Source organism: Streptomyces sp. NPDC053560 (assembly GCF_044544605.1).
Classification (GTDB): domain Bacteria; phylum Actinomycetota; class Actinomycetes; order Streptomycetales; family Streptomycetaceae; genus Streptomyces.
The window spans coordinates 1-25,404 of the sequence record NZ_JBITXI010000019.1 but is presented as its reverse complement, the minus strand read 5'-3'; the positions used below and the strand labels follow the sequence as shown (position 1 = coordinate 25,404).

Annotated in this window: 16 protein-coding genes and 1 pseudogene; 3 read left to right on the top strand and 14 right to left on the bottom strand. The window is 69.8% G+C overall.

Annotated features, from left to right (window positions below; translation table 11 throughout):
* Positions 1-984: 984 nt before the first annotated feature.
* Positions 985-1,877: pseudogene (locus tag ACIGQF_RS34630) on the bottom strand (IS5 family transposase); the annotation flags it as partial.
* Between the two features lie 147 nt (positions 1,878-2,024).
* Here ACIGQF_RS34630 and ACIGQF_RS34625 point away from each other — a divergent pair.
* The 3 genes from ACIGQF_RS34625 (at position 2,025) to ACIGQF_RS34615 (ending at position 3,549) form a co-directional block, all read left to right on the top strand.
* Complete coding sequence (locus ACIGQF_RS34625; protein ID WP_399718821.1) at positions 2,025-2,312, top strand: hypothetical protein; 288 nt, start codon at positions 2,025-2,027, stop codon at positions 2,310-2,312.
* Between the two features lie 35 nt (positions 2,313-2,347).
* Positions 2,348-3,192, top strand: a protein-coding gene (locus tag ACIGQF_RS34620; RefSeq protein WP_399718819.1) for an IS5 family transposase whose coding sequence is annotated in 2 segments (ribosomal slippage) — positions 2,348-2,701 and positions 2,704-3,192 — 843 coding nt in all. Because the reading frame shifts where the segments join, the coding sequence is not laid out codon by codon here.
* 225 nt (positions 3,193-3,417) lie between these two features.
* On the top strand, positions 3,418-3,549 hold the full coding sequence (locus tag ACIGQF_RS34615) for a hypothetical protein (RefSeq protein ID WP_399718816.1): 132 nt from the start codon (positions 3,418-3,420) through the stop codon (positions 3,547-3,549).
* A gap of 545 nt (positions 3,550-4,094) precedes the next feature.
* Here ACIGQF_RS34615 and ACIGQF_RS34610 read toward each other — a convergent pair.
* The 13 genes from ACIGQF_RS34610 to ACIGQF_RS34550 form a co-directional block, all read right to left on the bottom strand.
* Complete coding sequence (locus ACIGQF_RS34610; protein ID WP_399718813.1) at positions 4,095-4,463, bottom strand: toxin-antitoxin system YwqK family antitoxin; 369 nt, start codon at positions 4,461-4,463, stop codon at positions 4,095-4,097.
* Positions 4,463-7,159 (bottom strand): hypothetical protein, encoded by a 2,697-nt coding sequence (locus ACIGQF_RS34605; RefSeq protein ID WP_399718811.1) that lies wholly within the window; start codon positions 7,157-7,159, stop codon positions 4,463-4,465. Before ACIGQF_RS34605 ends, ACIGQF_RS34610 begins: the two co-directional genes overlap by 1 nt.
* Positions 7,160-8,225: 1,066 nt before the next feature.
* Positions 8,226-8,612 carry a YwqJ-related putative deaminase gene (locus ACIGQF_RS34600; RefSeq protein WP_399718808.1) on the bottom strand — a complete coding sequence of 129 codons (387 nt, stop codon included), beginning with the start codon at positions 8,610-8,612 and terminating at the stop codon, positions 8,226-8,228.
* Positions 8,605-9,081 (bottom strand): SUKH-3 domain-containing protein, encoded by a 477-nt coding sequence (locus ACIGQF_RS34595; RefSeq protein ID WP_361566791.1) that lies wholly within the window; start codon positions 9,079-9,081, stop codon positions 8,605-8,607. Before ACIGQF_RS34595 ends, ACIGQF_RS34600 begins: the two co-directional genes overlap by 8 nt.
* Positions 9,082-9,105: 24 nt before the next feature.
* Positions 9,106-11,787: a YwqJ-related putative deaminase gene (locus tag ACIGQF_RS34590; RefSeq protein WP_399718804.1), complete on the bottom strand. Its 2,682-nt coding sequence runs from the start codon at positions 11,785-11,787 to the stop codon at positions 9,106-9,108.
* A gap of 193 nt (positions 11,788-11,980) precedes the next feature.
* Positions 11,981-13,399, bottom strand: coding sequence for a DUF6177 family protein (locus ACIGQF_RS34585; protein WP_399718802.1), 1,419 nt, complete (start codon positions 13,397-13,399; stop codon positions 11,981-11,983).
* A 144-nt stretch (positions 13,400-13,543) separates the two neighbouring features.
* On the bottom strand, positions 13,544-17,518 hold the full coding sequence (gene eccCa / locus ACIGQF_RS34580; protein WP_399718799.1) for a type VII secretion protein EccCa: 3,975 nt from the start codon (positions 17,516-17,518) through the stop codon (positions 13,544-13,546).
* Positions 17,519-17,555: 37 nt separating this feature from the next.
* Entirely contained in the window at positions 17,556-18,884 is a 1,329-nt protein-coding gene (locus ACIGQF_RS34575; protein ID WP_399718796.1) for a MinD/ParA family protein, read from the bottom strand.
* Between the two features lie 82 nt (positions 18,885-18,966).
* Entirely contained in the window at positions 18,967-20,322 is a 1,356-nt protein-coding gene (eccD, locus tag ACIGQF_RS34570; RefSeq protein ID WP_399718794.1) for a type VII secretion integral membrane protein EccD, read from the bottom strand.
* 262 nt (positions 20,323-20,584) lie between these two features.
* Entirely contained in the window at positions 20,585-20,902 is a 318-nt protein-coding gene (locus ACIGQF_RS34565; protein ID WP_399718792.1) for a hypothetical protein, read from the bottom strand.
* A 91-nt stretch (positions 20,903-20,993) separates the two neighbouring features.
* A complete protein-coding gene (locus ACIGQF_RS34560) occupies positions 20,994-22,481 on the bottom strand; it encodes a DUF6508 domain-containing protein (protein WP_399718789.1) in 1,488 nt (495 codons plus the stop codon).
* A complete protein-coding gene (locus ACIGQF_RS34555) occupies positions 22,474-22,872 on the bottom strand; it encodes a hypothetical protein (RefSeq protein WP_399718786.1) in 399 nt (132 codons plus the stop codon). Before ACIGQF_RS34555 ends, ACIGQF_RS34560 begins: the two co-directional genes overlap by 8 nt.
* Before the next feature lie 18 nt (positions 22,873-22,890).
* Positions 22,891-25,404 (bottom strand): ADP-ribosyltransferase (locus ACIGQF_RS34550; protein WP_399718784.1); only part of this gene is annotated, 2,514 nt, incomplete at its 5' end.

Here is a 25,404-nt window from a genome sequence, read left to right as displayed (position 1 = left end):
GCTCGACTGGCCAGGACAATCAAGGCTGTCTGTCGACAGCTCCGCGCTGCCGTTGGCCCCAGGAGGCGTCTCGGGCTCCAGTGGGGAAAGGTGTGCCGCCGACTCCGCTTCCTCCGCTGGGCCCTGGTGCTCCAGATCCTCAAGGGTGCCGCGTTCGCCGGCGGTGGCGTCATTATCCAGGTCCTGGCCACTCGGTTCCTCAACCGCTGAGGCCGACTCGCTGCTCACCAGTCGCGGCTGCGAGTGGTGAGCAGGCGATGGCCGACCGGCCGTTCGAGCCATGGGAATTTGGATGACCGAGCAGTGTGCGACGCCCGGTGGTTATATGGACGCCGCACACTGCTGACCTGCATCAGGTAAACGGTTGGCGTGTGCACCACCGTCCGGCCTCGAATGCAACGCTGCGGTGGGGCCGGCGCCGCCCCGGGGGCCAACCCGCCCTCCGAGCCTCTTCGAGCTTCCCGCGACACCAACCGATCCCACCCATCTGACCCGCGGAAATGTCATCCTGGCTGGCGGGATCAGCAACCGGGCCTCGTTCGGAGGTCGTGAGTTCATATCCCGCCGCGCCGATAGCTTTCCGTGCGTGAGCGGACGGCGGAACATGAGGCACTGAGAGGCGCCCCGTTAGGCCGGGTGGTACTGACCTGCGAGGACAGCACCACCCGGCAGGCACGAACACCCTCGATCGGTGAATCACCGCCACTTGTAGAGCGAAGGTTTCGGTTCGAGGCCGACAGGGGATCCGAAGCGTTAGTCGCGCCCCAGCTATCCATCGGAGGGTGTACCCGTCCCACAGGGGGCCGCCGACCTGGTCCGACACCCTGCCGCGATCGCGGCGAAGACGCCCGTGTGCCCGGCAATCGCTTGCTCTGCGGCCTCGATCAACGCCTAGTGCAGCCCGGGGTCGGCAGCGTCCAACCGCCGCGACAACCACTTGCCGCCGTCGAGCCACTGTCCGCCGACCAGCAGGGTTAGGTCGGTTGTGATGGACTCTTGGACGGTGTCGCGGAGCCAGATGACGATGGCGGCGACGGTCAGCGTGACGGTGAACAGGTAGCGCGTTTGTCGAAGCGGGTGGCCACAGTCCGAAACTGCTTCCACTTGCTCACGCAGCGCTCGACCGCGCTGCGGTGCCGGTACTGGACCTTGTCGAAGGCCGGCGGGCGCCCGCCGGATCGGCCTCGCCGTCGGCGGTTGCCTCGCTGGTCGCCCGGCTCGGTGATGGTGGCTTCGATGTACCGACGTCGTGAATGGGCCCGGTTTACGCGGCTGAGGTAGGCCTTGTCGCCGCGTAGGCGGCGTGGGCGGCCGGACCGCGCCGCGGAACGCGCAGGCAGGCCCTGCAGCAGGGCTTGAGCATGGGCTGTCGCCGCGTTGGCCTGGAGTGGTCAGCCAGGTCAGCGGGCGAACCCGGTCGTCGGCCAGCAGGTAAATCTGGTGGTAAGTCCGCCCCTTGAGTGCCTCAGGGCCTCCCGCCCTTCGGCCTCCACACGCGCCCCCGGCCCCTTTTCCGGGAAGTCCCGCGGCGGTCGGTGCCGGCGCCGGCCGCGTGCTGGTGGGCCCGGAAGGAGGCGGAGTCGATGCTCACCGCCCACTCCTGCTCCGGGCTACGGACCAGGGTGCCGCCGAGGCGCTGGCATCGGCCTCGATCTGCAGCTCGGCCAGGATTCGTTGCCAGGTGCCGCTCGTTCTACCAGCGGCGATGCCGATCGTAGACGGTCTGCCAGGGGCCGCACCCTTCCGGCAGATCTCGCCAGGGCACCCCGGTACGAGCCCGGAACAGTACGCCGTTCACCACTGTCCGACCACTGCCCGCCAAGTCGGCTGTTGGTCGGCAACAACGGCTCGATCGTCCGCCACTGCGCGTCGGTCAGCCATGTCGTCGCACTATGCCCGATGCCTGCCCGGCTCGCGGCTTGGTCCACTCCGCCCGAAAAGAGCCGTCAGAAGCGGCCTAGGAGGTTTCGTTTGGATCAGGGGGTCGGGTGGTGATGGTCGTTCGTGGGTGGCAGTCTTGGGCGATGAGACCCTGGAACACCGCCAAGGACGACCTGCGGCATCTGCTCAATGAGTGGGATCCGATCGGCGTGGCTGACGATGTGCAGGACGAGTACGACTGCATGCTCGCTCCTCTGCTCCAACGGCTCCGGTCCGGTGCCGACCGGACCGAGATCGGTGAGTTCCTCCGGCACGAGCTGGAAGATCATTTCGGTCTCGACCCTCTGGGTCTGCGGCCAGAGGCGATGGCCGTCCGCGTGATCAACTGGTGGACGTCGACCGGCAGGGCCGGTGACGTGGCCGGCGTATAGCCGCTCCCTTCCGATCGTCTGATCGTTGGTCGGGTGTGCCGTTGACTGACGCGCAGTGGGCGCGGATCGAGCCGTTACTTCCGGACCGCTCCCCGAAGCGGGGTGGCCGGTGGCGGGATCACCGTGAGGTGATCGACGCGATCGCCTACAAGTTCCAGACCGGGACGCAGTGGATGTACCTGCCGGAGAAGTTCGGCAACTGGCGGGGCGTCTACAACCGGCTGCGGATGTGGGCGGCCGACGGCATCTGGGAGCGCGTGTTCACCGCGCTGATGGCCCAGGCCGACGACGAGGACGACCTCGACTGGGTGGTGTCGGTCGACTCCACGATCGTCCGTGCTCACCAGCACGCTGCCGGGGCCCGCAAAAAGGGGCCCCGACAGGCGAGCCGGCCGACCACGCCATCGGTCGGTCCCGCGGAGGACTGACCACCAAGATCCCCCTTGCGGCCGACGGCCGCTGCCGTCCTCTGGTGTTCGTCCTCACCGGCGGGCAGGCCAACGACGCGCCTGCCTTCACTGAAGTGATGGCACGTCTGCGCGTCCCCCGTCACCGGGGCAGGCCCCGCACTCGGCCGGGCGTGGTCCTGGCAGACAAGGCGTATTCCTCCCGCGCGATCCGCGAGCGCCTGCGCAGCCGTCGTATCCGGGCAGTCATCCCCGTCCGGGCGGACCAGAACATCCACCGGCTGCGGCGAGGCAGCCGAGGCGGGCGCCCTCCCGCCTTCGACCGTGAGACCTACAAGCAGCGCAACACCGTCGAGCGGTGCATCAACCGCCTCAAGCAATGGCGAGGGATCGCCACCCGCTACGAGAAGACTGCGACCATCTACCTTGCCGGCCTCCATGTCGCAGGCATCTTCCTCTGGTCAGCCCGCTGATCCAAACGAAACGGCCTAGCCGGCTAGGCACGCTGCAGCATGTGCGAAACCAAATACATGTGCTCGGCAGCATCCGAGCAGCCAAGCAGGCCATCGAGCAGATCGGTCAGGGCGTACCGCTGACGGTTCCGCTCACGGTCCGAGAGCGGCGGCGGGCCCGCAGCCCAACGCTTTCGTGCCTCGGCCTGGAACGAAGTGCCCAGCCCAGCCTTGTCCACCAGGAGTATGCCCTCGGAACACATGGCGAGCAACGGCGAACTCCCCTACGCGCTCTCCTGGTCGGCGAAGCTGTGCCCGGCAGCCGTTTGCACGAACAATTCCACTGGCCAGCTGCGGTACAGCAAGTTCTCCCGGTAGGGCGCGGGCGGCTCGTTTAATAGGACCACGATGTCAAGAGCGGACCTAGGCGTCCGGCGGTCGGCCAGCACGCTGCTGGTGAGGAAGGCTGCCTGGGCGGCAGGAAATCGATCCCACACCAGTGTTCGCGGGCGGTGAGCACGTGATCGTTCATGGCCGCAGCGTATGTGCCGACGATAGCCTGTTGGGAGGGCAAGCGCGCCTCCGGGATGCACGCGACGGAGGCATGAGTGCTCGGACAAACGGGGTGGAACGTCACCATCCCGCGGCACTTGGCGGGACCGGCACGACGGTCACCACGTACCGATGGTCGTCGCCCGGGCCCTGAAGAGCCGTGGCCTCATCAGCATGCCGAGACATGGTGGGAGGCGGCAGGAGGAGATCACTGAAAACGGCTCTTCCTACGTGGAGCATGGCCACCACCCGGACCGCCCCCAGTCCGCGGCGCTTAGCGCTCATCGTTCGAGCACAGATGTACCACGTCGAGGTACCGCCGGCCCCGACTCGGTCTCGTCCGATATGCGGGATGGGGTTCGCCGGCAGCGTCAGGCACCTTCGGCGTGCCACTCCTTGATCAAGTTCCCTTCCTCGTCCCATTCGGTCCGAGCCAGTTGCCGCAGGCCATCGGCGCTCATGACCATTCGCGCGGCCAGAGTGCCATTGGGGTGCCACTTCTTGGACTCGCCCACGGGGAAGCCGCCTCGCATGGTTCCCTCGGATTCCAGAGTTCCATCCGTGTACCACTCTTTGACGGGGCCATCCTCGACGCCGTCCTTATAGGTGATGAGGCTCACGAGTGCCCCTCGCTGGTATTCGACGACTTCACCTGTGAACGGAACGCCCGCGTAGAAAAGCGTCTCGGCGGCGTCCATTTCCACTTCGGGGTCATCGATATCGATCCGCTGCAGCGTCATCAGGGAATCCAGTTCTCCGGGCCGGGTGGGTCCTTGAGGTAGCGCCCATAGCTACTGGGCACTCCTTCCAGCATATGGTTGCAGTTGCCGCAGAACGGTGCGGGGCGTGGACGTACGCCTGTTGCCATGTCGGGCATGAACGGGAACTGTACCGAGGCGCGCAATTCCGTGAGCGCGGAGGCATCGTCCGGAAGCCCGGCCTCCCTTCGTGCCCACAACAGTTCATTGGTGGCCTTGACCTCGGCATGAGCTAGGATCGGCGCCCTGTGCGGGGGTGCGTCAGCGATCATCTCGTAGCGCTCCAGCAGCGTGGGATGCAGCCGGTCCATGGGAAGCTCCCCGAGGCTGCCCTTCGGCCCGTTGATTCCTTCGATCACTTTGCCGGTTCGCAGGTCGACGACCGAGCCGACGCACGCGCCGGTCTTGGCACGAGGGAAAGTGCCGTTTTCCTTTGCTTCGAGGTACTTGAGTGCGCGTTCGTGCGACAACTTGTCCAGGAACTCGTTGACCGGCTGGTCGTCGACATGAGAAATGAGGCCGTCTTCCGAGCGCCGGACCCGGTCCTCCGGCAGGTCTCCGAGCAGCTTCTCGCCCGGTCCCGGCGGGGGCGCGGGTTGGTCACCGACCTGGATGTCGTCGGCAGCAGCCTCGCCGCCGTGTGGATCGGATGAGTGATGCCCCTGGCCGTGGCCCTGGTGGTCGCCGTCAGCAGGAGTGTCTGGCGAAGCTCCGTCGTCCCCGTGTCCACCCGCGCCAGATTCGTGGTGGTGAGGATTCGTGTGATGAGGCCCGTCGTCACCATGGCTGTGAGGCGTCGCATCGTCGTGGTGCGGACGCGAGTGCGTAGGGTCGTGCGGTCCGCTGGGGCCATCACCATGTCCACCGGAATGGCTGCCGTTCCCGGTGTGCGGTTCATGGCCACCTGAGGGGCTGCGCCCGAGATCGCCGGCATGACCACCGGGTAGGTGGTTCGCGGCGTGGCTGCTGGGAATGTGGTGTGCGCCGTTGCCTGGCACGTTGTCGCCGGCGTGGGCGGTCGGCATGTCGTGGCCCGGGCCGGAGCCCGGGAGGCGGTGGCCGCCCGCAGCGTCTCCGACGTGCCCGCCCGGTATGGCGGTGTCGTCGCCCAAGCGGCCCACGTCGTCGACGCTGCTGCCCAGGTGGACGGGTGTGGCGTCGTCGGCCATGTGGGCGGCGCCCGCACCGACCAGGGCGGGCTCGCGGGCGGGAGCCTCCACCCGTGGGGTGTCGGCATCGGTGGTCGGGTGGGGGTTCGGCGAGCCTTCCTGCGGCGCGTCGGCGTGATGCTGCTTGAGCGCGCCGGTCTCGTCGTACAGGTTGCCCTTGGGGTCGGCCAAGACGGTGTTGCCGTCGAAGTCGGTGAGTTTGACCGTGCCTTCGGGGAGGGGGACGGAGCCTTCAGGAAGCTTGACGCTGCCGTTCGGGAGCTCGACCGCGCCGGCGGGTACCGCCGAGCCCTCGGGCAGGTGGACCGTGCCGTCGGACAGTGCTACCGCGCCCTCCGGGAGTTCGACGGCGTTCTCGGGAAGTGGAGGCATGTCGACCTTGCCGATGCCCTTGATGCTCTTGGCGATGTCGCCGATCTTGGAGAGGCCCGCGCCGGCGGCCTTTCCGACGTACGTCATGGGGTCGATGACCCTGCCTGCCTTGCCCGCCACCGACAGGGCCTTGACGACCGCGCCGGCCTTGCCCGCGCCTGCCGCGGCGCCGCCCGCGCCGCCGGTGAAGACGGTGGTCAGGACGTTGAAGGTGACGCCGCCCGCGGCGCGGCCGGGGTTCTTGCCCCATTCGTCCCAGGCGACCAGGGCCTTGCCGGTCTGCTTCATCGTGTTGCGGGAGTCGCGCAGCCAGGAGGGCAGCTTGTCGTCCGGAAGGGCCATGAAGGCGGCTGCCCCGGGGCCACCGATGGTCAGGATGGCCAGGCCGGTACCCAGCTGCGCCAGACCCTTCCACGCCTGCCCGGCGGCATCCCAGCCGTCGACGCCCACCAAGGTGCCCAGGCCCTTGATCGTGCCCCAGATGCCGTCGACGACAATGCCGTCCCACGCGAACGACTTCACCCAGTGGCCGACGTCGTACCAGTGGTGCTTCTGCTCCACCGGGTCGCCCCACGGCACCTTCGCGTTCTTGAGGTCCTCCGCCTTGAAGCCGTACTGGTGCTCCTTCTTGGAGCCGTCCCCGGCCACCATCTTGGGACCGTTCCAGAGAGCGACGATCTTGTTGTAGCAGGTGCGTTCGGCGGCCCAGAACGCGGCGACGGTGGCGTTGATGTCGTCGCGGATCTGATTGTGCTCGGCGGTCAGCTCGTCGTCGTAGTCCGCGTCGTCATCGTCCTTGTGGTCGTGGATGAATGCCTGGGCCTTCTTCTTCAAGCCCTCCAGCTTGGTCTTCAGCGGCCGGACCTCATCCGCGTAGTCCGCCAGGGCCGAGGCAACCGTCTCCAGGTCGTCGGCGAATTCGTCCGCGCGGTCCTTGACCGGCTTGGTGGTGGCGAAGAGCTTCTCCGCCTCGGGGGCCTTGTAGAACGCCGACAGGCCCTGGAAGTGGGAGTGGACGTCCGCGCCGGTGGTGCGGACGTGGCCGGCGTCCTTCTTCAGGGCCGCATGGTCCTTTTCCAGCTGTTCCAGGTCGCCGGTGTACTGCGGGATCTCCTCCGGCTTGAGTTTGATGTCCAACGCTTTCGCCCCCGCCCCCGACTGCGGCCTACCGCCGATACGTTTTCCGCTCGCCGTCCGTCCAGCATCCGATCGGCTGGCGTCTTGGTCCGGACGTCAGCACGGCGTCCAGCAGGCGCCTTCTCGCACCCGTGTCAGTTGTGTCGGTCACCTGTGTCGGTACTGAACGAACATCACTTTTTGTATCACGAGGTACTGACAGTCACTCCCGTCCAGTCGGTTCCCTCAGCACCACCGGAGCATCCACGTGGCCCCCTCACCCGTTTCAAATGCCGCATCAGGCGTTCGGACCTGCCCGCCGGCGAGAGGCCGGAGGGGGCTGCTGGGGAGCGGGTAGTACATGGCCGGGCGGGTCTTGGGGCCGAGCTGGACGGGGGCTCGGACAGGAGGTGTTTTGGGTGCGGTCGCCGGGCATCTCGCGGACCTCCTCCGAGCCGGGGAAGAGGGCCAGGCACTGGAATCGACGTAGCCTTGATCGCGGACTACGAAGGCAGGCCGGTGCCTCCAGATCCCGGCCCCGAGTGACGAAGAGCGCGCCCGCCACCACAGGGCACTCGACGCCGCGCTCAGCGCATTCGATAGAGAATCAGCGCACTATGGATGCCCGCGATCGGCAGCCTCGATCAGTCCGCATACAGTCCGCAGGGCCCCCGTAAACGCCAGCCGATGACCAACGCAACCAAACGGCGAAACCCCAGGTCAGCCCTGTAGAGGGAGTCCCGCCACAGGTCAAAATCAGCCGCCCGACGTTCCGCTTCAACGTGTGATCCATGCTTGGAACCGGGGTCGTTCTCTTGGAGAGCGGCTCCGGTTCTTTTCTTCGGTATTTCAGCGTGTGGAATGTGCCGCTTGTGCTGATGACCCTCCGAATTCACGAGGCCGACCAGGTGGGGGTGAAACATGGGCGACTTCACGACTGTCCCGAACTGCTGGTCCATTGGTCGGGGAAGGTGACGAAGCTCCCTCTGCGCTATACAGAGGTGGGAACACGTAGTCAGAAACTCTCGCGAACGACGGTGGCCGTCAGTGTTGCACCGGCATCAGGCGCGGCGCGCACCGAGCGGGCTCAGAGCATGACGCGTACGCCCAACTCTTGTAGAAGCAGTGTGCAGAATCCGCACGGTTCCGTGGTTCGGCCGTGGTCGGGGTGGCCCTGGCCGCGAACCATCTTCGAGATGAGTACGGAACCCTCGAAGTGCGGCGCCGCCTCACGAAGGGTCGTTGTCCGGCCATCATTTCGCGCGCTGTCGATTGCCCACAGCTGATCGGACACCAGGGCGGATTCAGCGCAGCGGGCGGTGAACGGCATGCGTTGCTCCGGTGACAGTTCCTCTGCGAACTTCCAGATGGAGGGGTGCAGGTTCGGACGTTCGCTGCCGACGATGCTGGTGTGGCTGACCACTGTCCCATGGATCAGCAGGGATGAGGCGACGGCGGGGAATTGCTCAGACAAAGAAGTCCTCCACGTCCGGAGTGTCGTCCCCGGTCATGAATCGAGAGAAAGCGTCGTATTCGTCCTCTCCCAGGAAATACCCTCCTGTGTGATGCAACAGGAACCAGCGCCCTGTTTCATCGACAAGGAGTAGACCGTACTCCGACGACTCGAACCCGACCGGAAAGAGTTTCTTACCCAATCCCGACGCCATCTCGGCGATTTCCCGGGCGTCGCCTTCGTACCCGCCTGTCGGCTCCATTTCGAATGCCGAGTCCGATGCCCTCGGATGCGTCAGCTTCAGCAGCCCGTAGGTGCGGATGATGCGCACTGCGGCTTCCACGGCCTCTAGTGGGAAGCCTTGCTCGGCGGCGTCCTGTAGACGTACGGAGATGAGGTGCTGCGCCTCGTCCCCAATATCCCGCCCGTCGAACCAGCCGTGCTGCGTCAGCCATGCCAACACGTCCGGGGGTGGCGTGGTCGGAGTCATTCTTTCCCTCCAGGGGGCGTGCCCTCACTCATGCGCGCGAATGCCAAGTTGCGGAAGAATATGCTTGCAGGTGTCGCATGGCGGGAAATAGTCACCGTGCCGGTTTCGCACCTCTCCGGTCTTCTTGATGACGAAGTCTCCGATACGCCTGGTGTGCATGACACTCCCGTCGAACACGCGGCGGGCGTCATCAATTGTACGGACCTGTGTACCGGTCGGATCCAGCTGCCGCAGCCGGTCACTGATCAGGGAGATCTCCGCACATTTCCCGTGCCCGCTCCCCTTCTTCTCGATGACGCCGGCCTTTGCGTCGTCCGCGATCTTCTGAAGCATGTCGTCCAGCACCTTGTGCGTGTGCGGCAACGTCTGACCGTGCATCTTAGTCGTGCTGGTGTGCACGGTGATCACGTTGTCGTGCAGCAAACTCCCCGCACATCCGGTGTCCAGATGATTCTGGCCTGGGGGCGCCTCTCCGGCCGGTGCCTTGCGGGCCTCGTCGGCCAGCTCTACTGCCTCTCGCTCCAGGACGGCCAGCCGTTCCTCCGGGGTCAGGTGCGACACATCCAGCGCAGGGCGCCGGTAGTGGCGCATTTGGTCGGCGCTCTGACCGTGCCAGTCGGGCTGCGGTTCCAGAGATGTGCCTTGAGGCCCGTCGGCCGTGTCGTGGGAAGGCCCACTGTCCGGCCCGTCCACGGCGTCGCCATGGTGCGGGAGGCTGTCGTCCGTGGGCATCTCGTTGTGATCAGTGCGGTCCGTGTGCGGTTCATGACTGTGTCCGGGGCCGTCATCGGAGGCGTGGTGGATGCCGTCGGCGGCGTGATTGCCGGGTGTGGAGTCGCTGTGACGAGGCGGCGTGGGAGCGTGCGCCCCACCGGAGCCACCGTGACCGCTGCCACCGCCCGGACCGTCGCCGCGCGCGCTGGTGGGCCCATCACCGTGGGCACCGGTGTGGCCGCCGCTTCCCGTGGGCGGTTCGTGGCTGGCTGAGGGGGTGTGGCCGAGGTCGTTGGCGTGGCCGTCGGGAAGGTGGCCGGCCATGCCGCCGGGAGCGTGGCCGCCGACGTGGCCGGGGCCGTGCCCCGGGGGATCACCGACGTGCCCGCCCGGCGTGGCTGCGTCGTCGCCGAAGCGGCCCGTGTCGCCGAGTTGTGAGTCCAGGCTGCTGCCCAGGCGTACGTGGGCGGCGTTGTCCGCGGTGTGGGTGGCGCTGGCGCCGACCAGGACGCGGTCGTTGGCCGGGGTTTCCACTCGGGGCGTGTTTGCGTCGGCGGGGGCGTGGGGCGTGCTGTCGACGATGTCCTGGGGGGCTTCGGTGTGGTGTTGCTTCAGGGCGCCGGTGTCGTCGTAGAGGTTGCCCTTGGGGTCGGCGTAGACGGTGTTGCCGTCGAAGTCGGTGAGCTTGACCGTTCCTTCGGGGAGGGGGACCGAGCCTTCGGGGAGCCGCACGCCTCCGTCGGGGAGTTCGACGGCGCCCTTGGGGAGCGCCGCGCCCTCGGGCAGGCGCACCGTGCCGTCGGGCAGTGCCATCGCGCCCTCCGGGAGTTCGATGGCGTTTTCGGGGAGGGGAGGCATGTCGATCTTGCCGATGCCTCGGAGGCTCTTGGCTATGTCGCCGATTTTGGAGAGGCCCGCGCCGGCGGCCTTGCCCACGTAGGTCATGGGGTCGATGATCTTGCCGGCCTTGCCGGCCACCGAGAGGGCCTTGGCGACGGCGCCGGCCTTGCCCGCGCCGGCCGCCGCGCCGCCCGCGCCGCCGGTGAAGACGGTGGTGACGACGTTGAAGGTGACCGCTCCGGCGGCCCGGCCGGGGTTCTTGCCCCACTCGTCCCAGGCGACCAGGGCCTTGCCGGTTTCCTTCATGGCGGTGCGGGAGTCGCGCAGCCAGGAGGGGAGTTTGTCGTCGGGGAGGGTCCAGAAGGCGGCGCCGACGCCGGGGATGGAGGAGATCGCCAGGCCGGTGGCCAGCTGCGCCAGGCCCTTCCAGGCCTGGCCCATGGCGTCCCAGCCGCCGAAGCCGACCAGGGTGCCCAGGCCCTTGATGGTGCCCCAGATCCCGTCCACGATCAGGCCGTCCCAGACGAAGGACTTCACCCAGTGGCCGACCTCGTACCAGTGGTGCTTCTCCTCCACCGGGTCGCCCCAGGGAAGCTTGGCGTTCTTCATGTCCTCGGCGCTGAAGCCGTACTGGTGCTCCTTCTTGGAGCCGTCGCCGGCGACCATCTTGGGGCCGTTCCAGAGGGCGACGATCTTGTTGTAGCAGGTGCGTTCGGCCGCCCAGAACGCGGCGACGGTGGCGGTGATGTCATCGCGGATCTGATTGTGCTCGGCGATCAGGTCCTCGTCGTAGTCGCCGTCCTCGTCGTCCTTGTGGTCGCGGATGAAGGCCCTGGCCTTCCGCTGCAGCGACTCCAGTTTCGGGACGAGGGGGCGGATCTCGTCGGCGTAGGAGGAGAGGGCGGAGGAGACCGTTTCCAGGTCGTCGGCGAATTCGTCGGCGCGGGTCTGGACCGGCTTGGTGGTGGCGAAGAGCTGCTCCGCCTCCGGGGCCTTGTAGAACGCGGAGAGGCCCTGGAAGTGGGAGTGGACGTCGGAGCCGGTCTTGCGGATGTGGCCGGCGTCCTTCTTGAGTGCGGCGTGGTCCTTCTCCAGCTGAGGCAGATCGCCGGTGTACAGCGGAATCTGGTCCGGCTTGAGCTCGATCTTCATCGCTACCGCCCCCCGACTGTGGCATATCCCTATGCCGATACGTTTCGCCTCGCTGTCCGCCCCCGGAACCGGCCCCCACCGGCCGCTCCGGCGCGGCGGTCACCCCGCGTGACGGACATGACTTTTTGTATCACGAGGTACTGACAGTCGCGCCCGCCCCGTCGGTTCCCTCGGTTTCACCGAGGCGCCGGGTTCACGCCCCCTTCAAGTGCCTCATCAGCCGTTCGAAGTCCTGCCAGCCCGAGAGGTCGGAGGGGTCGCCGGGGAGGGGGTAGTAGAGAGCGGGACGGGTCTTGGGGCCGAGTGCTACGGGGGGCTCGGAGAGGGGGGTGTGGCGGGCGCGGTCACCGGGCATTTCGCGGACCTCTTCGGCGCCGAGGACGAAGGCCAGGGGGACGCCGGGGCCCTCGAAGCGCGGCGGGACGGCCAGGTCGCGGCGGGCCTTGCGGAGCTGGACCAGCATCGACTGGAGGTGGTGGCGGGTGGCCAGTACCTCGGCGGTGCGGGTGAGGGCGTCCACCGGAGGTTCCTCGCCGGGGCCGTAGCCGAACGCGAGGGTGACGTCCTCCTCGACGCCGCCCTTGGTGCGGGTGATGCGGACCGTCGCGAGCCCCGGCCGCTCCGGGGAGCCGACGACCACGACCCAGGTCGGTTCGGGGGAGCGGTCGTGCGCGAGGTCGGTGAGCTGGCGCAGGGACCAGGGGAGGTTGGCGGGTTCGGCGGTGCCCCAGCCGGCCGGCGGCTCGCCGGTCAGCTCGCGCCAGACCGACTCCAGCGCGCCGCCGAGCACCAGGCGGTCGTCGGCGGGGTGGACCGTACGGAAGGAGACGGCCAGCTGGCGTTCACCGGTGTCGGTGACCTCCTGGAAGGAGGCGGCCAGCGGGGTACGGGCGTCCATCGGGGTTGCGCCCTCGCCCTCGACCGGGGCGAACAGGCCGTTCTGGAAGCGGAGTACGGCGCCGGAGAGGCCGTCGTAGTAGCCGTCCCGCTCGTCCTGCACGACCCAGCGCGACGGCCAGCCGGGCAGGCTGTTGCGTACGGCGGGGGAGAGGGTGGTGCCGGCGGGCGTGACGATCTGGAGGCCCAGTTCGGCGTTGGCGACGGCGCGGAACGCGTCCGAGAGCCAGGCCGTCATGGCGACCACCGGGCGGTCCTGGATGACGACGGCGACCTTGTCGGTGAGCACGTCGACGGCGGGCTGCGCGGCCGCGGGCGTGGGCGCGACGCTCACCCCGTCGGTCTCCACCACGGCGAGCGAACGCGCGGCCTCCGGGGGCCAGGCGGAGCCGCCGGCCAGGGAGGCGAGCCGCGCGGAGAAGGTGCCCGCGAGCCGCTCGGCCTCCCCGACGCCGGTCGTGGCGCGCGCCTCCGTCCACCAGAAGGGCAGCGGCGGCGGCGTGGCCCCGAGCAGCCGCTCGGCCTCGCCCGCGACCTGTACGAGCAGGGGGGCCTCGACCGACATCAGCGGGCGGCCCTCCGGGTCGCAGAGCTGCACGACCGCGTCCTCACCCGTCGTCCCGACGAGCTTGTCGGGACCACCGGACAGCAGACCCGCGAGCACGGTCATCGGGTCGGGCATCTTCGGGGTGAGGGTGATGACGTCCTTGGTCATGAGCGCGTCCGGTTCCTGGTCATGGTCAATTGTCGTGGTCGTGGTCGGAAGGCTGTGCCGGTCGGGGGCCGCTCCGTACGGCAGCGCCGGCGGGCGGCCGCCCGGCCCTTCTCGGCGAAGGACGGCCGGTGCGGGCCGCCCCCGTCACCCCTCCGTGTACACCGTCTGGATCAGCCGGTTGGGCCGGCCCCGCTGCATGAAGATGCCGCGGCCCGGGGGCTGGAGGGAGGCGTACGTGCCGGGGAACAGCTGGCCCTCGCTGCGGTCGCCCGACATCAGGAGCGCCGAGGCGCCCGACTCGCGCAGGCTCAGCATCAGGGGTTCGTACATGCCGCGCGAGGCGCCCGCCACGCGGCGGGTGAGGACGAAGTGGAGTCCGATGTCGGCCGCTGAGGGGATGTAGGGGAGGAAGGGTTCGAGGGGGGCCTGGCCGGCGGTCGTCAGGACGTCGTAGTCGTCGACGAGGACGACGATCCGCGGGCCGCCGCCCCAGCTGCCCGGCTCCAGGTCCTCCACGTCCGTGCCGTCGCCCGGCAGCCGCTTCTCCAGCTGGCCGGCGACGCCGTGGGCGAGACCCGCGCACATCTTGGGGTTGTACGCGTAGCCGCCGCGGAACTCCTCGGGGATCGCGCCGCGCAGCCCGCGCCGCGGGTCCATGACCGCGAAGACCAGGTCGTCCTCGCCGTACCGCTCGATGAGACCGTTGGCGACGGTCTTGAGCAGGTTGGTCTTGCCGCACTCGCTGTCGCCGAGGATCAGCAGGTGCTGGTCGTGCTGGAACAGGTCGACCATGACGGGCGCCAGCGCCGTCTGGTCCAGACCGATCGGGACCCGCTGCGGCTCGGCCGCCGGCCCTGGCAGCAGATGCGGCTCCAGGACGCGCGGCAGGACCCGTACGGGCTGGGCCACTTCGCCGCTCCAGGTGGCGCGCACGGTACGGGCCGTACGCTCCAGGACCGCGCCCAGCTCCGAGGTGTCGGCCAGGCCGTCCGTACGGGGCAGCGCGATCTGCGCGAAGAGCTTGCCGTCGGTCAGGACGCGGCCGGGCTCGTCGGGCGAGAGGGTCTGGGCGAGCTTGCGGTCGATGCTGGACTCGCTGGGGTCGTTCAGCCGCAGCTCGACGCGGGTGCCGAAGTACGACTGGGTGGCGATCCGTACGTCGTTCCAGCGGAGCATGCCCGCGACGACGTGGATGCCGTAGCCGCTGCCCCGCTTGAGGATGTCGGCGACCGCCTCGTCCAGCTCCTCGAAGTCGTCGCGCAGCGCGCCGAAGCCGTCGATGACCAGCACGATCTCGGCGGACGCCAGCTGCGGCAGCCGGCCGGCGGCGTGCAGCATGCGGAGCTGCTCGACGGAGTCGATGCCGTGCTCGCGGAACAGCTCCTCGCGCAGCCCGAGCATGTTGCGCACCTCTTCGACGGTGCGCCCCGTGCGCTCGCGGTCGGCGCGGCCCGCGACACCGCCCACGTGCGGCAGTTCCGACAGCGCCTGGAGGCCGCCGCCCACCAGGTCCAGGCCGTAGATGCCGACCTCCTGGGGCGTGTGGGTCAGCGCGGTCGACAGCGCGAGGGTGCGCAGCAGCGTGGTCTTGCCGGAGGCCGGGCCGCCGATGATCGCGGCGTGGCCGCCCGCGACGGTGAGGTCCAGGACGTACTGGCCCTGCCACTGCTTGGTCGGGTCGTCCAGCAGACCCAGCGGGATCTGCAGCGGCCCGCGGCGCGCGGCCAGCTGCATGCCGCGCGCGCCGACCTCGACCGGGCCCGCGGCCTTGTCCAGGGGCATGGCGGCGGGCAGCGGCGGCAGCCAGATCCGGCGCACCTGTGCGGCCGCGCCTTCCAGCTGGCCGACCATCACGCCCATCTCGGTCGGGCCGGTCTCCCGGCGCCGCACCGTCGGCTCCTGCTCGCCGGTGTTCTCCGGCTCGGCGAGGGTGTTGAACGCCTCGTACTCCAGGGCCAGCGGCCCGGTGTCCTCCTCCTCGTGGCGCTGCACGGGCCCGCGGTAGGCACCGGACACGTAGCTCGCCTTGAAGCGTTCGTAGTGCGTGGTGTCGACCTTGAGGTAGCCGAAGCCGGGCAGCGGCGGCAGGTGGAAGGCGTCCGTGGTGTCCAGGACCGTACGGGACTCGTCGGCGGAGAAGGTGCGCAGGCCGAGCCGGTACGAGAGGTAGGTGTCCAGGCCCTTGAGCTTGCCGCCCTCGATGCGCTGGCTGGAGAGCAGCAGGTGCACGCCGATGGACCGGCCGATCCGGCCGATGGACAGGAACAGGTCGATGAAGTCCGGCTTGGCGGTGAGCAGTTCGCCGAACTCGTCGATGACCACGAAGAGGTGCGGCAGCGGGTCCAGGTCGGGGCGCTTCTCGGCCCGCAGCTGGGCGTAGTCGCCGATGTCGGCGACGTTGCCCGCGTCCTTCAGCACCTGCTGGCGGCGCTTGACCTCGCCGGCCAGCGAGGCGTGTACGCGCTCCACCAGGCCCGCCTGGTTCTCCAGGTTGGTGATGACGCCGGCGACGTGCGGCAGGTCGGCGAAGGGCGCGAAGGTCGCACCACCCTTGTAGTCGACCAGGACCAGCGCCAGGTCCTCCGGCGGGTGGGTGGCGACCAGCGCCAGTACGAGGGTGCGCAGCAGCTCCGACTTGCCGGAACCGGTCGCGCCGACGCACAGGCCGTGCGGGCCCATGCCCAGCTCGGAGGACTCCTTGAGATCCAGCAGCACCGGTTCGCGGGAGTCGCTGATGCCGATCGGTACGCGGAGGAAGGCGCGTTCGCCGCGCGGCGCCCACAGCCGCGACAGGTCCAGCTGCGCCACGTCGTCGATGCCGAGCAGCTCGGCGAAGTCGACGGGGCCGGACAGCGGGGCGTCGACGAGCGATTCGGCGGACAGCCGCATCGGCGCCAGCATCCGGGCCAGGCCCTCGGCGAACGGGACGCTGACCTCGTCCACCGTGCCGTGCGCGCTGATCGGCTCCTGCTCGCGCAGGTCCTCGATGAAGACCTCGTCGCCGTCGACGGTGATCCGTACGCTGATCTGCCCCGGCTCCTGGATGCGCTGCTCCAGGAGGTGCAGGACGGTAACGCCCATGTCCCGCAGGCCCACCGCGTCGTCCGGGCGCGGCAGGTCCACGGCGTCCTCGCCGTGTCCGTCGGTGACGACGAGCAGGCGGGAGTTCATGGCCAGCGCGTCCCGGTTGGACAGGCCGCGGCGCACCTCGGCCGCGTACGAGGCGCGGCGGCGCAGCTCGGGGCCGATCTGCCGGGCGAGCTGGGGCGCTGAGGGGGCGATCCGGCGGGCCGCCACCGGGCCGTCGAACTGCTCGGTGTCGAGCAGGTGCGGCATCCACTTGGCCCACTCCCAGTCGGGGAGCCGGGCGCCCGGTACGGCCAGCGCCATCGCCACGTCGTCGGGCGCGTGGGTGGCGGCGGTCTGCACGAGCAGGGCGCGGGCGACGCGCAGGCAGTCCTCGCGCGGGCCGACGACGCTGATGTTGCCGACCCGGTCGAGCGGGACGGTGAGCGGGAGTTCCGTGCCGGTGCGGAAGCGGTCCATCAGCGCCGACGCCTCGTTGAGCATGAAGCGGTCGGGCGGGGTGAGGACCGAGGAGCCCTGCTGGGCGACCTGCAGATCGCGGACCGGCATCTCGCCGGTGCCGACGCGTACCCGCAGGAAGTCCCCGTCCATCCGGCGGCGCTCCCACAGCCGGGCCGGGTCACGGACTATGTCGTACAGCGCGTCCGGCGGCGGGTTCAGCACGTCGGCCTGCTCGCGCCGCTCGCGCTCCTCGGCGGACAGCTCCTCGCGCAGGTCCTCCAGGTAGGAGAGGTACGCCTCGCGCTGGGTGCGGCGGGTGCGCTGGGCCTTGCCGCGCTGCGAGAAGGCGAGGCCGAGGGTGCCGATGAGGGTGACGACGACGATGATCGCGCCGAGCCCGGCGAACTGGCTGTTGCGGACGACCGTCATCATGATCACGGACGACAGCACGCCGGCGACGGGCAGCAGCGACATCGCGATGTTGCCCGACTTCCCCTCGGGGAGGTTGGGCGGGGCCTCGATGGTGCGCGCCTCGGCCGCGGCCTGGGGCCGCGCGGTACGGGCCGGGCGGTGGATCAGTCGGGTACTCATCGGCGTCCGTCACTCACGGTCGGGCTCGGCATGGGGATCAGTGGCGCTGCTGGGAGAGCCGGAACGCGTCCGCTGCGAGGCGGGTGGCGGCTTCCCTGGTCGCGTGGGCGAGGAGTTCGGTGCGGATCGTGCCGCCGGCCGCGAGGTGGCGGTCGTACGGCATGATCAGGACGCTCGCTCCGGTGGACTTCAGCTTCTCGACGGCCTCGTCGAGGTCGAGCCCGGAGTGCGGCACGAGCTCGCTGAGCACCACGACCGTGCCGGCGATCACGTGCGGGGGCAGCCCCTGCATCCACTGGAGGATCGAGTACGTGCTGGTGATGCCCTCCAGCGTGGCGGGCGCGGTGAGCACCCGGGCCTGGGCGGCGGAGAGCGCGACGCGAGCGACCTCGGCGGGCAGCGTCTCGCAGTCCACGACGGTCACGCCGAAGTAGCGGCGCAGCGAGACCATGACCCGCTCGTACGCCCTGGTCTCCAGCATCGCGCCGATCTGGCCCTGGCTGCCGGGCAGCAGCCAGGCGTTGTTGGGCAGCTGGACGAGGTAACCGGTCACGTCCAGCAGCGACATCTGCGGCTCGACGATGCCCGCCAGGTCGCCGGTGGTCCAGCGCAGGGTCTCCGCGCCGAGCCGCAGCGGCAGCGAGCCGAGCGAGGGGTCGGCCTCGACCATCAGGACGGGGTCCTGCCGGTAGTGCGCGTACGCGGTGCCGAGCAGGGCGGCCACGGTGGACTTGCCGGAGCCGCCCCGGATGGAGGTGACGGCGATCTGCCGGCCGGTGGTCACCGGCTGCTGGAGCACCTCGGCGGTGGCGGTGGTGTCGGCCACCTCGCGCGCGGCCGAGGAGGAGACCGTGCGACGCAGGTTGCGGGTGGCGCGGGCGGCGAACGACTCGCCGTGCCGCGGCTTGCGCCCGGCGACGGCCAGGCTCTTGTCGACCACGGGCCGGGAGTCGGGGGTACGGCGCGCGGGTGCCTGCGCGTATCCGGCCTGGGCCGGCACCTGCTGCGGATACTGCGCTTCCTGCGGGTACTGACCTTGCTGGTACTGAGCCTGCTGGTGCTGGGCCTGCTGGTACGGCTGCTGCGGGTACTGCTGGTTCGGCGCGGCCTGGTAGCCGGCCGGCTGCGGCTGTGCCTGTGGCTGCGCCTGGGGTTGAGGCTGCGGCTGCGGCTGTGCCTGTTGCGGGGGTGCGGGGTGGCCGGGGGTGGGGGTGGCCTGGGGCGCGGCTTCGCGCCCCTGCCCGCCCTGCTGCTGCCCGGCAGGTCCCTGGGCGCCCTGGGCACCCTGCTGCTGCCCGCCCTGCGGCGTGGCACCGCCCCGCAGGTCACGCAGCACGTCGCCCTGCCAGTTGTCTCCGTTCGGCATGTCAGCCCTTCTTTTCCGCCCTGCTGCCCCGCCCGGAGCGCCTGCGCGTCGTTCTCAGAACCTGTTGAGCGTTTGTCGAGCGTCAGAACTTGTCGAGCAGCTGTCCGTACACGCCGAACGCGCCCACGGCCAGCGGGAAGAGTCCCACCACGCCGATCGACTCGACCAGGTCGGCCACGCGGCGCAGCCGGACCTGCACGTGCTCGGGCGGCCGTACCGCCAGCACGAGCAGCGGCAGCACCGCGGCCGCGCACAGTACGACGAGCGGACCGGCGCCCCCGGCGTGGTCCATCCACACCATCACCAGCCGTACGACGAGGACCGCCGCAGCGGCGAACAGCGCCACGACCTCGGCCACCAGCGGGAAGGCGCGCGCCCTGGAGAGCAGCACCAGGGCCACCAGCGCGGGCAGCGCTACGGTCCACACGGTCGGCGTCTCCGCCCGGGTGAGCAGCCAGCTGCCGGCCGCGGCGGACGCCGCCGTGACGATCGTCGCGAGGGCGAGACCGCGGTGGGTGGCCGCGAGCGCGTTGGCCACTTGGTGGCGGCTGACGGAGGTGCCGCCGGAGCGGCGGTCGTCGAGCGCGGTGAGCCCGGACGCCATCAGGGCGAGCCGTGGCAGCAGCCCGAGGAGGATCACGGAGAAGACGGCCATCACGGCACCGAGCCGGACCGGATCGTCCTGGATCGCGGCGACGGCCTCCCACACCACACCGATGCCGGCGGTGGCAGCGGCGCCGATGAGCCCGCCGCGGCCGAGCGGCGAGAAGTACCCGAGCAGCAGCAGCATCACGACGAGCGCGCCCGCGACGGCCGCGAGCCGGGTGGTTCCCGACCAGTCGTACGCGTCGGCAGCGGTCCATGCGGTGAGGACGCCGAGGCCGCCGGAGGCGAGCAGCAGCGCCGTGGCGAGCCCGCGGTTGCCCTGCCCGATCTTCGAGACCAGGGCACCGGCCGCGAGCAGCAGGAGCGTGACCGCGATGAGCACGCCCACGAGCGAGCCGAGCGCGAACTCCTGGCGGGCCAGTACCGCGGCGGTGAGGGCGAAGGCGACGGTCGCCACGCCCGCGCTGATCCGGCGGGTGGCGGGCCGCCAGCGCCAGGCCTGGAGATCCAGGTCGTCGGCGACCAGGTCGGTGACGTCGTGCACGACGGGGGCCGGGGGCGCGGAGTGCGCCCGGACGAGCCGGAGCACAGCGCCGTCCGCGACCTCCGCCGACGCCAGCGTGCTGTCGTGCGGCAGCGCGGAACCGTCCGACGTGATCAGCTGCCGGGTCATCGGCCGCGACGCCGCCCGGTCGTCGAGCAGCTGCAGGATGTCCGGCAGCAGCTGTCCGATCGGGGTGTCGGAGGGCAGGACGATGTCGGCCCGGCGTCGCTCGCCGACCAGAGTCACCCGGCTGAGTTGCGCCCGGGATGTCGTTGCTGTGCTCACCACTTACGGGAACCTATCGTCGCGGCGTTGAGGAGTCGGGCCTGTGCGGCGTTCATGTTACTAGTGCCGGGCCCTTTCCCCATTTGCGTGGAATTACTGATCCGAGCGCCGGATTCCCGCTTTGTGCGAGCGAGTTGCCGACCGTCGAAGATCCGGTGAATGCTGCGAACCCGGAGAAACCTACGAACTCGCGTATGCCCACGGACCCGCGTAAGCCCCCGAAACCGGGGGTAGCCGGCGAATCCGAGTACGAATCCGGTTGAGCCTACGAATCCGGAGAATTCTTCGCGTTCTTCCCGGAATCCTCCGGTTTCGCCGTCTGAGCCGGCTGCTGGTACTGCTGTTCCTGGCGCTGCTGCTTCTCCTGCTCGGCCTTCTGCTTCGCCAGCGTGTGCTGGAGGAAGGACCAGCCGACGCAGCCCGCGCACAGCACGGCGGCGATGGCGATCCCGGCGAACACCTTGCCCAGCCGCTCGTCCGCCGTCCGCCGGGCCCGCTGGGCGCCGAACAGCAGCGCGTCCCGCATCCTGCGCCGGCGTACCGCCACCGACTCCAGAAGCTGGCTGTCGTAATCCCGTGCCATCCGTCTTGTCGTCCGTTGCCTCAGTCGTCCGTTGCGTGGGTCGTGGTCCCTGGAACATATGGCATGCGCGAGGAAGCAGTACAGCCCAGGGTCAGGACCCGCCGATCCCCTGGAAGATCAGAAAACAGATCCACAGCACGGGAATCAGCGCGACGTACGCGAGCGGCCGCTGGTACATCGGCTTGCCCGGATCCTTCTGCTGACCGTGCTGCCCCGGCGCCGGCCGCTGCAGCCTGCTCACCTTGCCGCGTGCGACGAGATTCCAGATCACCGTGAACGGCGTGAAAATGAACAGCGAGAACGGGCTCCACCAGCCCTGCCACAGGGTGGCCGTCAGCATCGTGCGATAGACGGCCATGCCGCAGGTCCCGCACATCGGACCGTCGTACTTGAGGAATCGCATCAGAATGAGAAACCCCTGATGCGCCCGGAACGTGACCCGCGCCGTCGGCATTCCTCCACAGAACCTGCACGGCTCGTACCCGGCCTGCGGCGCCATCCCGTACGGGGCCTGGCCGTACTGCGGCTGCCCGTAGGGGGCCTGGCCCTGCTGCGGGAACTGAGCCTGCTGCGGATAGCCGTACGGCTGCGGCGTCATCCCCTGAGGCGCGGGCGGCATCCCGTACTGCGGCTGCGCCTGTTGCGGATAGCCGTACTGCGGCTGGCCGGGCTGGGGCGGGGCGGGCTGCTGGGCGTAGGGGTTGGCCGACGGGGGTGTGGGCCGGGGCGGTGGTGGCGTGGTGATGGTGTTCCCCGTGTGGTGCGCAAGTGGGTGGGTGGCGTACTGCGGTGCCGTGCGGGCTGCCGAGGCCCCAGGCGCGGCGGGCTCGTGCGCGGAGCGCGCGCCCTCGGTCGCGTACCAGGTGCGGAGCGACGCGACGGCGGCGTCCAGGAGGCCGCTCTGCAGCGCCTCGTCGATCATTCCCTCGCTGACCCGCTCCCCGAGCACCAGCGCCATGGCCACGCGGACGGCGTCGGCCGGTGACAGCCGGCCGTCCGACGACAACTGGGGGAGGGGGTTGGCCGACCACCGGTACTCGGTCGTGACGACAACGTTGCGCAGCGCGCTGACGGCCCGCAACAGCGCCTTGCCGTACCGCGGATACGAGATCTGGATGGCGCCTCTGGCGTTCTTCTCCCCGCCACCCCACTCGACCTTCCGGTCCTCGTCCGTCAGCGCGTCGAAGGCATCGGCGAGCGTACGCCAGGCCGCCGCGTCGACCCGTTCGAGCGCGGCGATGAGACGCCGGTCGTCGGCCGGGGTGACGGTGCCGGCGAGCTCCTCGACCGCGGCCGCATCGGGGGCCGCGGTGACGGGGCCGACGCCGGGCACGCGACCGAGGCGGCCGAGGATGTCCACGGGGGCGAGGCCGCGTTCCCGCGGCTCACGCACGTGCGTCTCGTACCACTCCAGCCCCGCCTTGTAGGCGTCGGCACTGCTCGCCTTGCGGTCCGCCCAGCCGACACCGTCGCCGCCGAACCAGGCATACCCCATCACCTGCCCGTCGGGGGCGGCGACGCTGACGTACTGCACCGGACCGGAGACCTCGGGCCGTTCGACCGGATCGGCTTCAGCCACCAGAGGCCAGTTCCTTGAGCGCGGCGAGACTGGGGGCCTCCGCCAGGGAGCCGGCGACGACATGACCGGTTTCGATGTCGCTCGCGTTCCTGACCAGCTCGTCCAGGGCCACGGTGGGAGCGATACCGCGCGCCTTGAACTCACGCAGCTTCATCTCCCACAGGAATCCGCCGTTGAACGCCTTGGGGCCGGCGGCGGGCCGCGGCTGCCAGGCCGCGGCGTCGTCCTCGTCATTGGCCCACACGTATCCCAGTACGGTGTCGGTCTCGTCCGCCACGGCGAAGTAGCGGACGGGCTTGTCCGTCCGGTAGCCGTAGTCGGGAGGCCCGGCGCTACGCTCGAAGTGCAGATCCTCGTTCAAGCGCGGGTTGAGACGGTCCTCGTTGCTCATGTCTGTGCCTGTTCTCGCTTACGTCCTGGGAAGGACCTCACCGTAGATCTGCCACCGGCCGCTGTCATCCATGAAGACACGGGACACCTTGTACTCGGTGCCGCGGCCGAGAAGCAGTTCGCGCTCGCCCTTGCCGAAGGCGCTGACCTTCTCCACCCACATGCTCGGGGTCCCCTTGGGGACGCGCAGGCGGAGGATGGCTTCCTTGCCGGCGAAGCTCGGTACCGGGTGGTTGCCGAGCGAGGTCGACATGTACCCGTGGTCCGGGTACGTGTTGCCCGCCATACGCACCGGGCTCGGTACGTCGATGTGCCCCAGACCCGTCCCGCGGACGACCATGATGTCCTCGGGCATGGTCCTTCCCGCCAGGGCCTTGTCGATCTCTTCGACCTCGTGCCGCACCTGCGGGGTGTCGAAGTCCGAGTTGCCGCGCAGGTAGCCGTTGATCTCCTTGTAGGTCGGCGTCGGCTGCGGGGGCTCCTTCGTGTAGTCGAAGACCGCGTCCTTCTGCGACTGCGGCATGTTCTCCGCGTAGTCGTTCCAGTGCCCCTGGCCGTACTTCTCGGCGGACATGTCACTGGGGAAATCCACCGTGCCGTCGGACAGTTCCGCAAGCGCCACCCGGTGCTTCTCCGCAGCGGAGAGTTTGGCGAATTCGGCGTCCGACATGTGCGGCTTGTACTCGAACGGTTCGCCGGCGCCGTGGCCCGGTACGTCCGTGCCGCCGTGGCCCGGGGCGGTCGGGGTGTCGGTGCCGTGGTGCGCGCCGCCGTCCCCGAAGTCCGGGTGGTCGCCGGCGTGCGCCGCGTCGTCGCCCGCGTGGGCCGCGTCGTCGGCGTGGCCGCCGCCGTGCGAGCCGTCGTGGCCGTGCCCGCCGTGCCCGCCGTGCCCGCCGGGGCCGTCGTGGCCCGGGCCGTGGTGCGGGGCGTCCGGGGTGCCGTGGCCGCCGGTGCCGGGTACGTCGTGACCGCCCGGGTGCGGGGTGGTCGGGACGTCGTGCGTGACGGAGTTCGTCGGGGTCTGGTGGTACCAGGCGTTCGGCGTACCGGGGTGACCGGCGGCGCCGGGTACGTGCTGACCGCCGGTGGGCACGTGCTGCCCGCCCGTCGGGGCGTGGTCGGGGACGGCGCCCCTCGGGACGTGGCCGGCCGGGTCGACGTGGGTGGCCGGTACGTGGTTGCCCGCGTTGCCCGGGACCTGGTCGAACGAGCCGCCCGTGGGTCCGAACGAGCCGCCGTGCGGGCTGTACGGACCGCCGTGGGGACCGTACGAGCCGCCGCCGTGCGGGCCGAAGTCTCCGCCGGACGGGGGGCCGTAGGAACCGCTGGGCGGGGGCCCGAAGGAACCGCTCGGCGGGGGGCCGTACGAGCCGCTCGGGGGCGGGCCGTAGGAGCCTGCCGGGGCGTGGTGCGCGGCGTTGACCGGGGTGTTGTTGTGGCCGCCCGTCGGGAACGAGTCGTTGGCGTGCGTGACGCCGGGGAAGCCGTTCCCCGTGTGCGCGGCCGCTGCCGCCGGCTGGTCGATCGTCCAGGACTGGGGCAGACCGGTGCCGGGGACCGTCTGGTGCGGGACCGAGGGCGACGTGGGGATGCCGTTCGCGGCGGGCAGGTGGCCGCCGGTCTGCGGGAGCTGTCCGTCGGGCAGGTGCAGTGAGCCGTCGGGCATGGTCGGCAGGTCCACCTTGCCGATGCCCTTGATGCTCTTGGCGATGTCGCCGATCTTGGACAGGCCCGCGCCCGCCCCCTTGGCCACGTAGGTCATCGGGTCGATGACCTTGCCGGCCTTGCCCGCGACGGACAGGGCCTTGGCGACGGCGCCGGCCTTGCCCGCGCCGGCCGCCGCGCCGCCCGCGCCGCCGGTGAAGACGGTGGTGACGACGTTGAAGGTGACGGCTCCGGCGGCGCGGCCGGGGTTCTTGCCCCATTCGTCCCAGGCGACCAGGGCCTTGCCGGTCTCCTTCATCGCGGTGCGCGAATCCCGCAGCCAGGACGGCATCTTGTCGTCGGGGAGGGTCCAGAAGGCGGCGCCGACGCCGGGGATGGAGGAGATCGCCAGGCCGGTGGCCAGCTGCGCCAGGCCCTTCCAGGCCTGGCCCATGGCGTCCCAGCCGCCGAAGCCGACCAGGGTGCCCAGGCCCTTGATGGTGCCCCAGATCCCGTCGACGATCAGGCCGTCCCAGACGAAGGACTTCACCCAGTGGCCGACCTCGTACCAGTGGTGCTTCTCCTCCACCGGGTCGCCCCAGGGAAGCTTGGCGTTCTTCATGTCCTCGGCGCTGAAGCCGTACTGGTTCTTCTTGTCCGAACCATCGCCGGCCACCATCTGCGTGCCGTGCCACAACGCAGTGATCTTGTTGTGGCAGGTCCGCTCCGCCGCCCAGAACGCCGCCACGGTGGCGGTGATGTCATCGCGGATCCGATTGTGCTCGGCGATCAGGTCCTCGTCGTAGTCCCCGTCCTCATCATCCTTGTGGTCGCGGATGAAGTTCTGCGCCTTGGTCTTCAGCGCTTTGAGCTTGGGGACCAGGGGGCG

Coding starts and splice junctions, on each gene's coding strand:
- ACIGQF_RS34625 (WP_399718821.1), top strand. CDS start 2,025: ATGAGACCCTGGAACACCGCCAAGGACGACCTGCGGCATCTGCTCAAT.
- ACIGQF_RS34615 (WP_399718816.1), top strand. CDS start 3,418: ATGCCCTCGGAACACATGGCGAGCAACGGCGAACTCCCCTACGCGCTC.
- ACIGQF_RS34610 (WP_399718813.1), bottom strand. CDS start 4,463: ATGACGCTGCAGCGGATCGATATCGATGACCCCGAAGTGGAAATGGAC.
- ACIGQF_RS34595 (WP_361566791.1), bottom strand. CDS start 9,081: ATGACTCCGACCACGCCACCCCCGGACGTGTTGGCATGGCTGACGCAG.
- ACIGQF_RS34590 (WP_399718804.1), bottom strand. CDS start 11,787: ATGAAGATCGAGCTCAAGCCGGACCAGATTCCGCTGTACACCGGCGAT.
- ACIGQF_RS34585 (WP_399718802.1), bottom strand. CDS start 13,399: ATGACCAAGGACGTCATCACCCTCACCCCGAAGATGCCCGACCCGATG.
- eccCa (WP_399718799.1), bottom strand. CDS start 17,518: ATGAGTACCCGACTGATCCACCGCCCGGCCCGTACCGCGCGGCCCCAG.
- ACIGQF_RS34575 (WP_399718796.1), bottom strand. CDS start 18,884: ATGCCGAACGGAGACAACTGGCAGGGCGACGTGCTGCGTGACCTGCGG.
- ACIGQF_RS34565 (WP_399718792.1), bottom strand. CDS start 20,902: ATGGCACGGGATTACGACAGCCAGCTTCTGGAGTCGGTGGCGGTACGC.
- ACIGQF_RS34555 (WP_399718786.1), bottom strand. CDS start 22,872: ATGAGCAACGAGGACCGTCTCAACCCGCGCTTGAACGAGGATCTGCAC.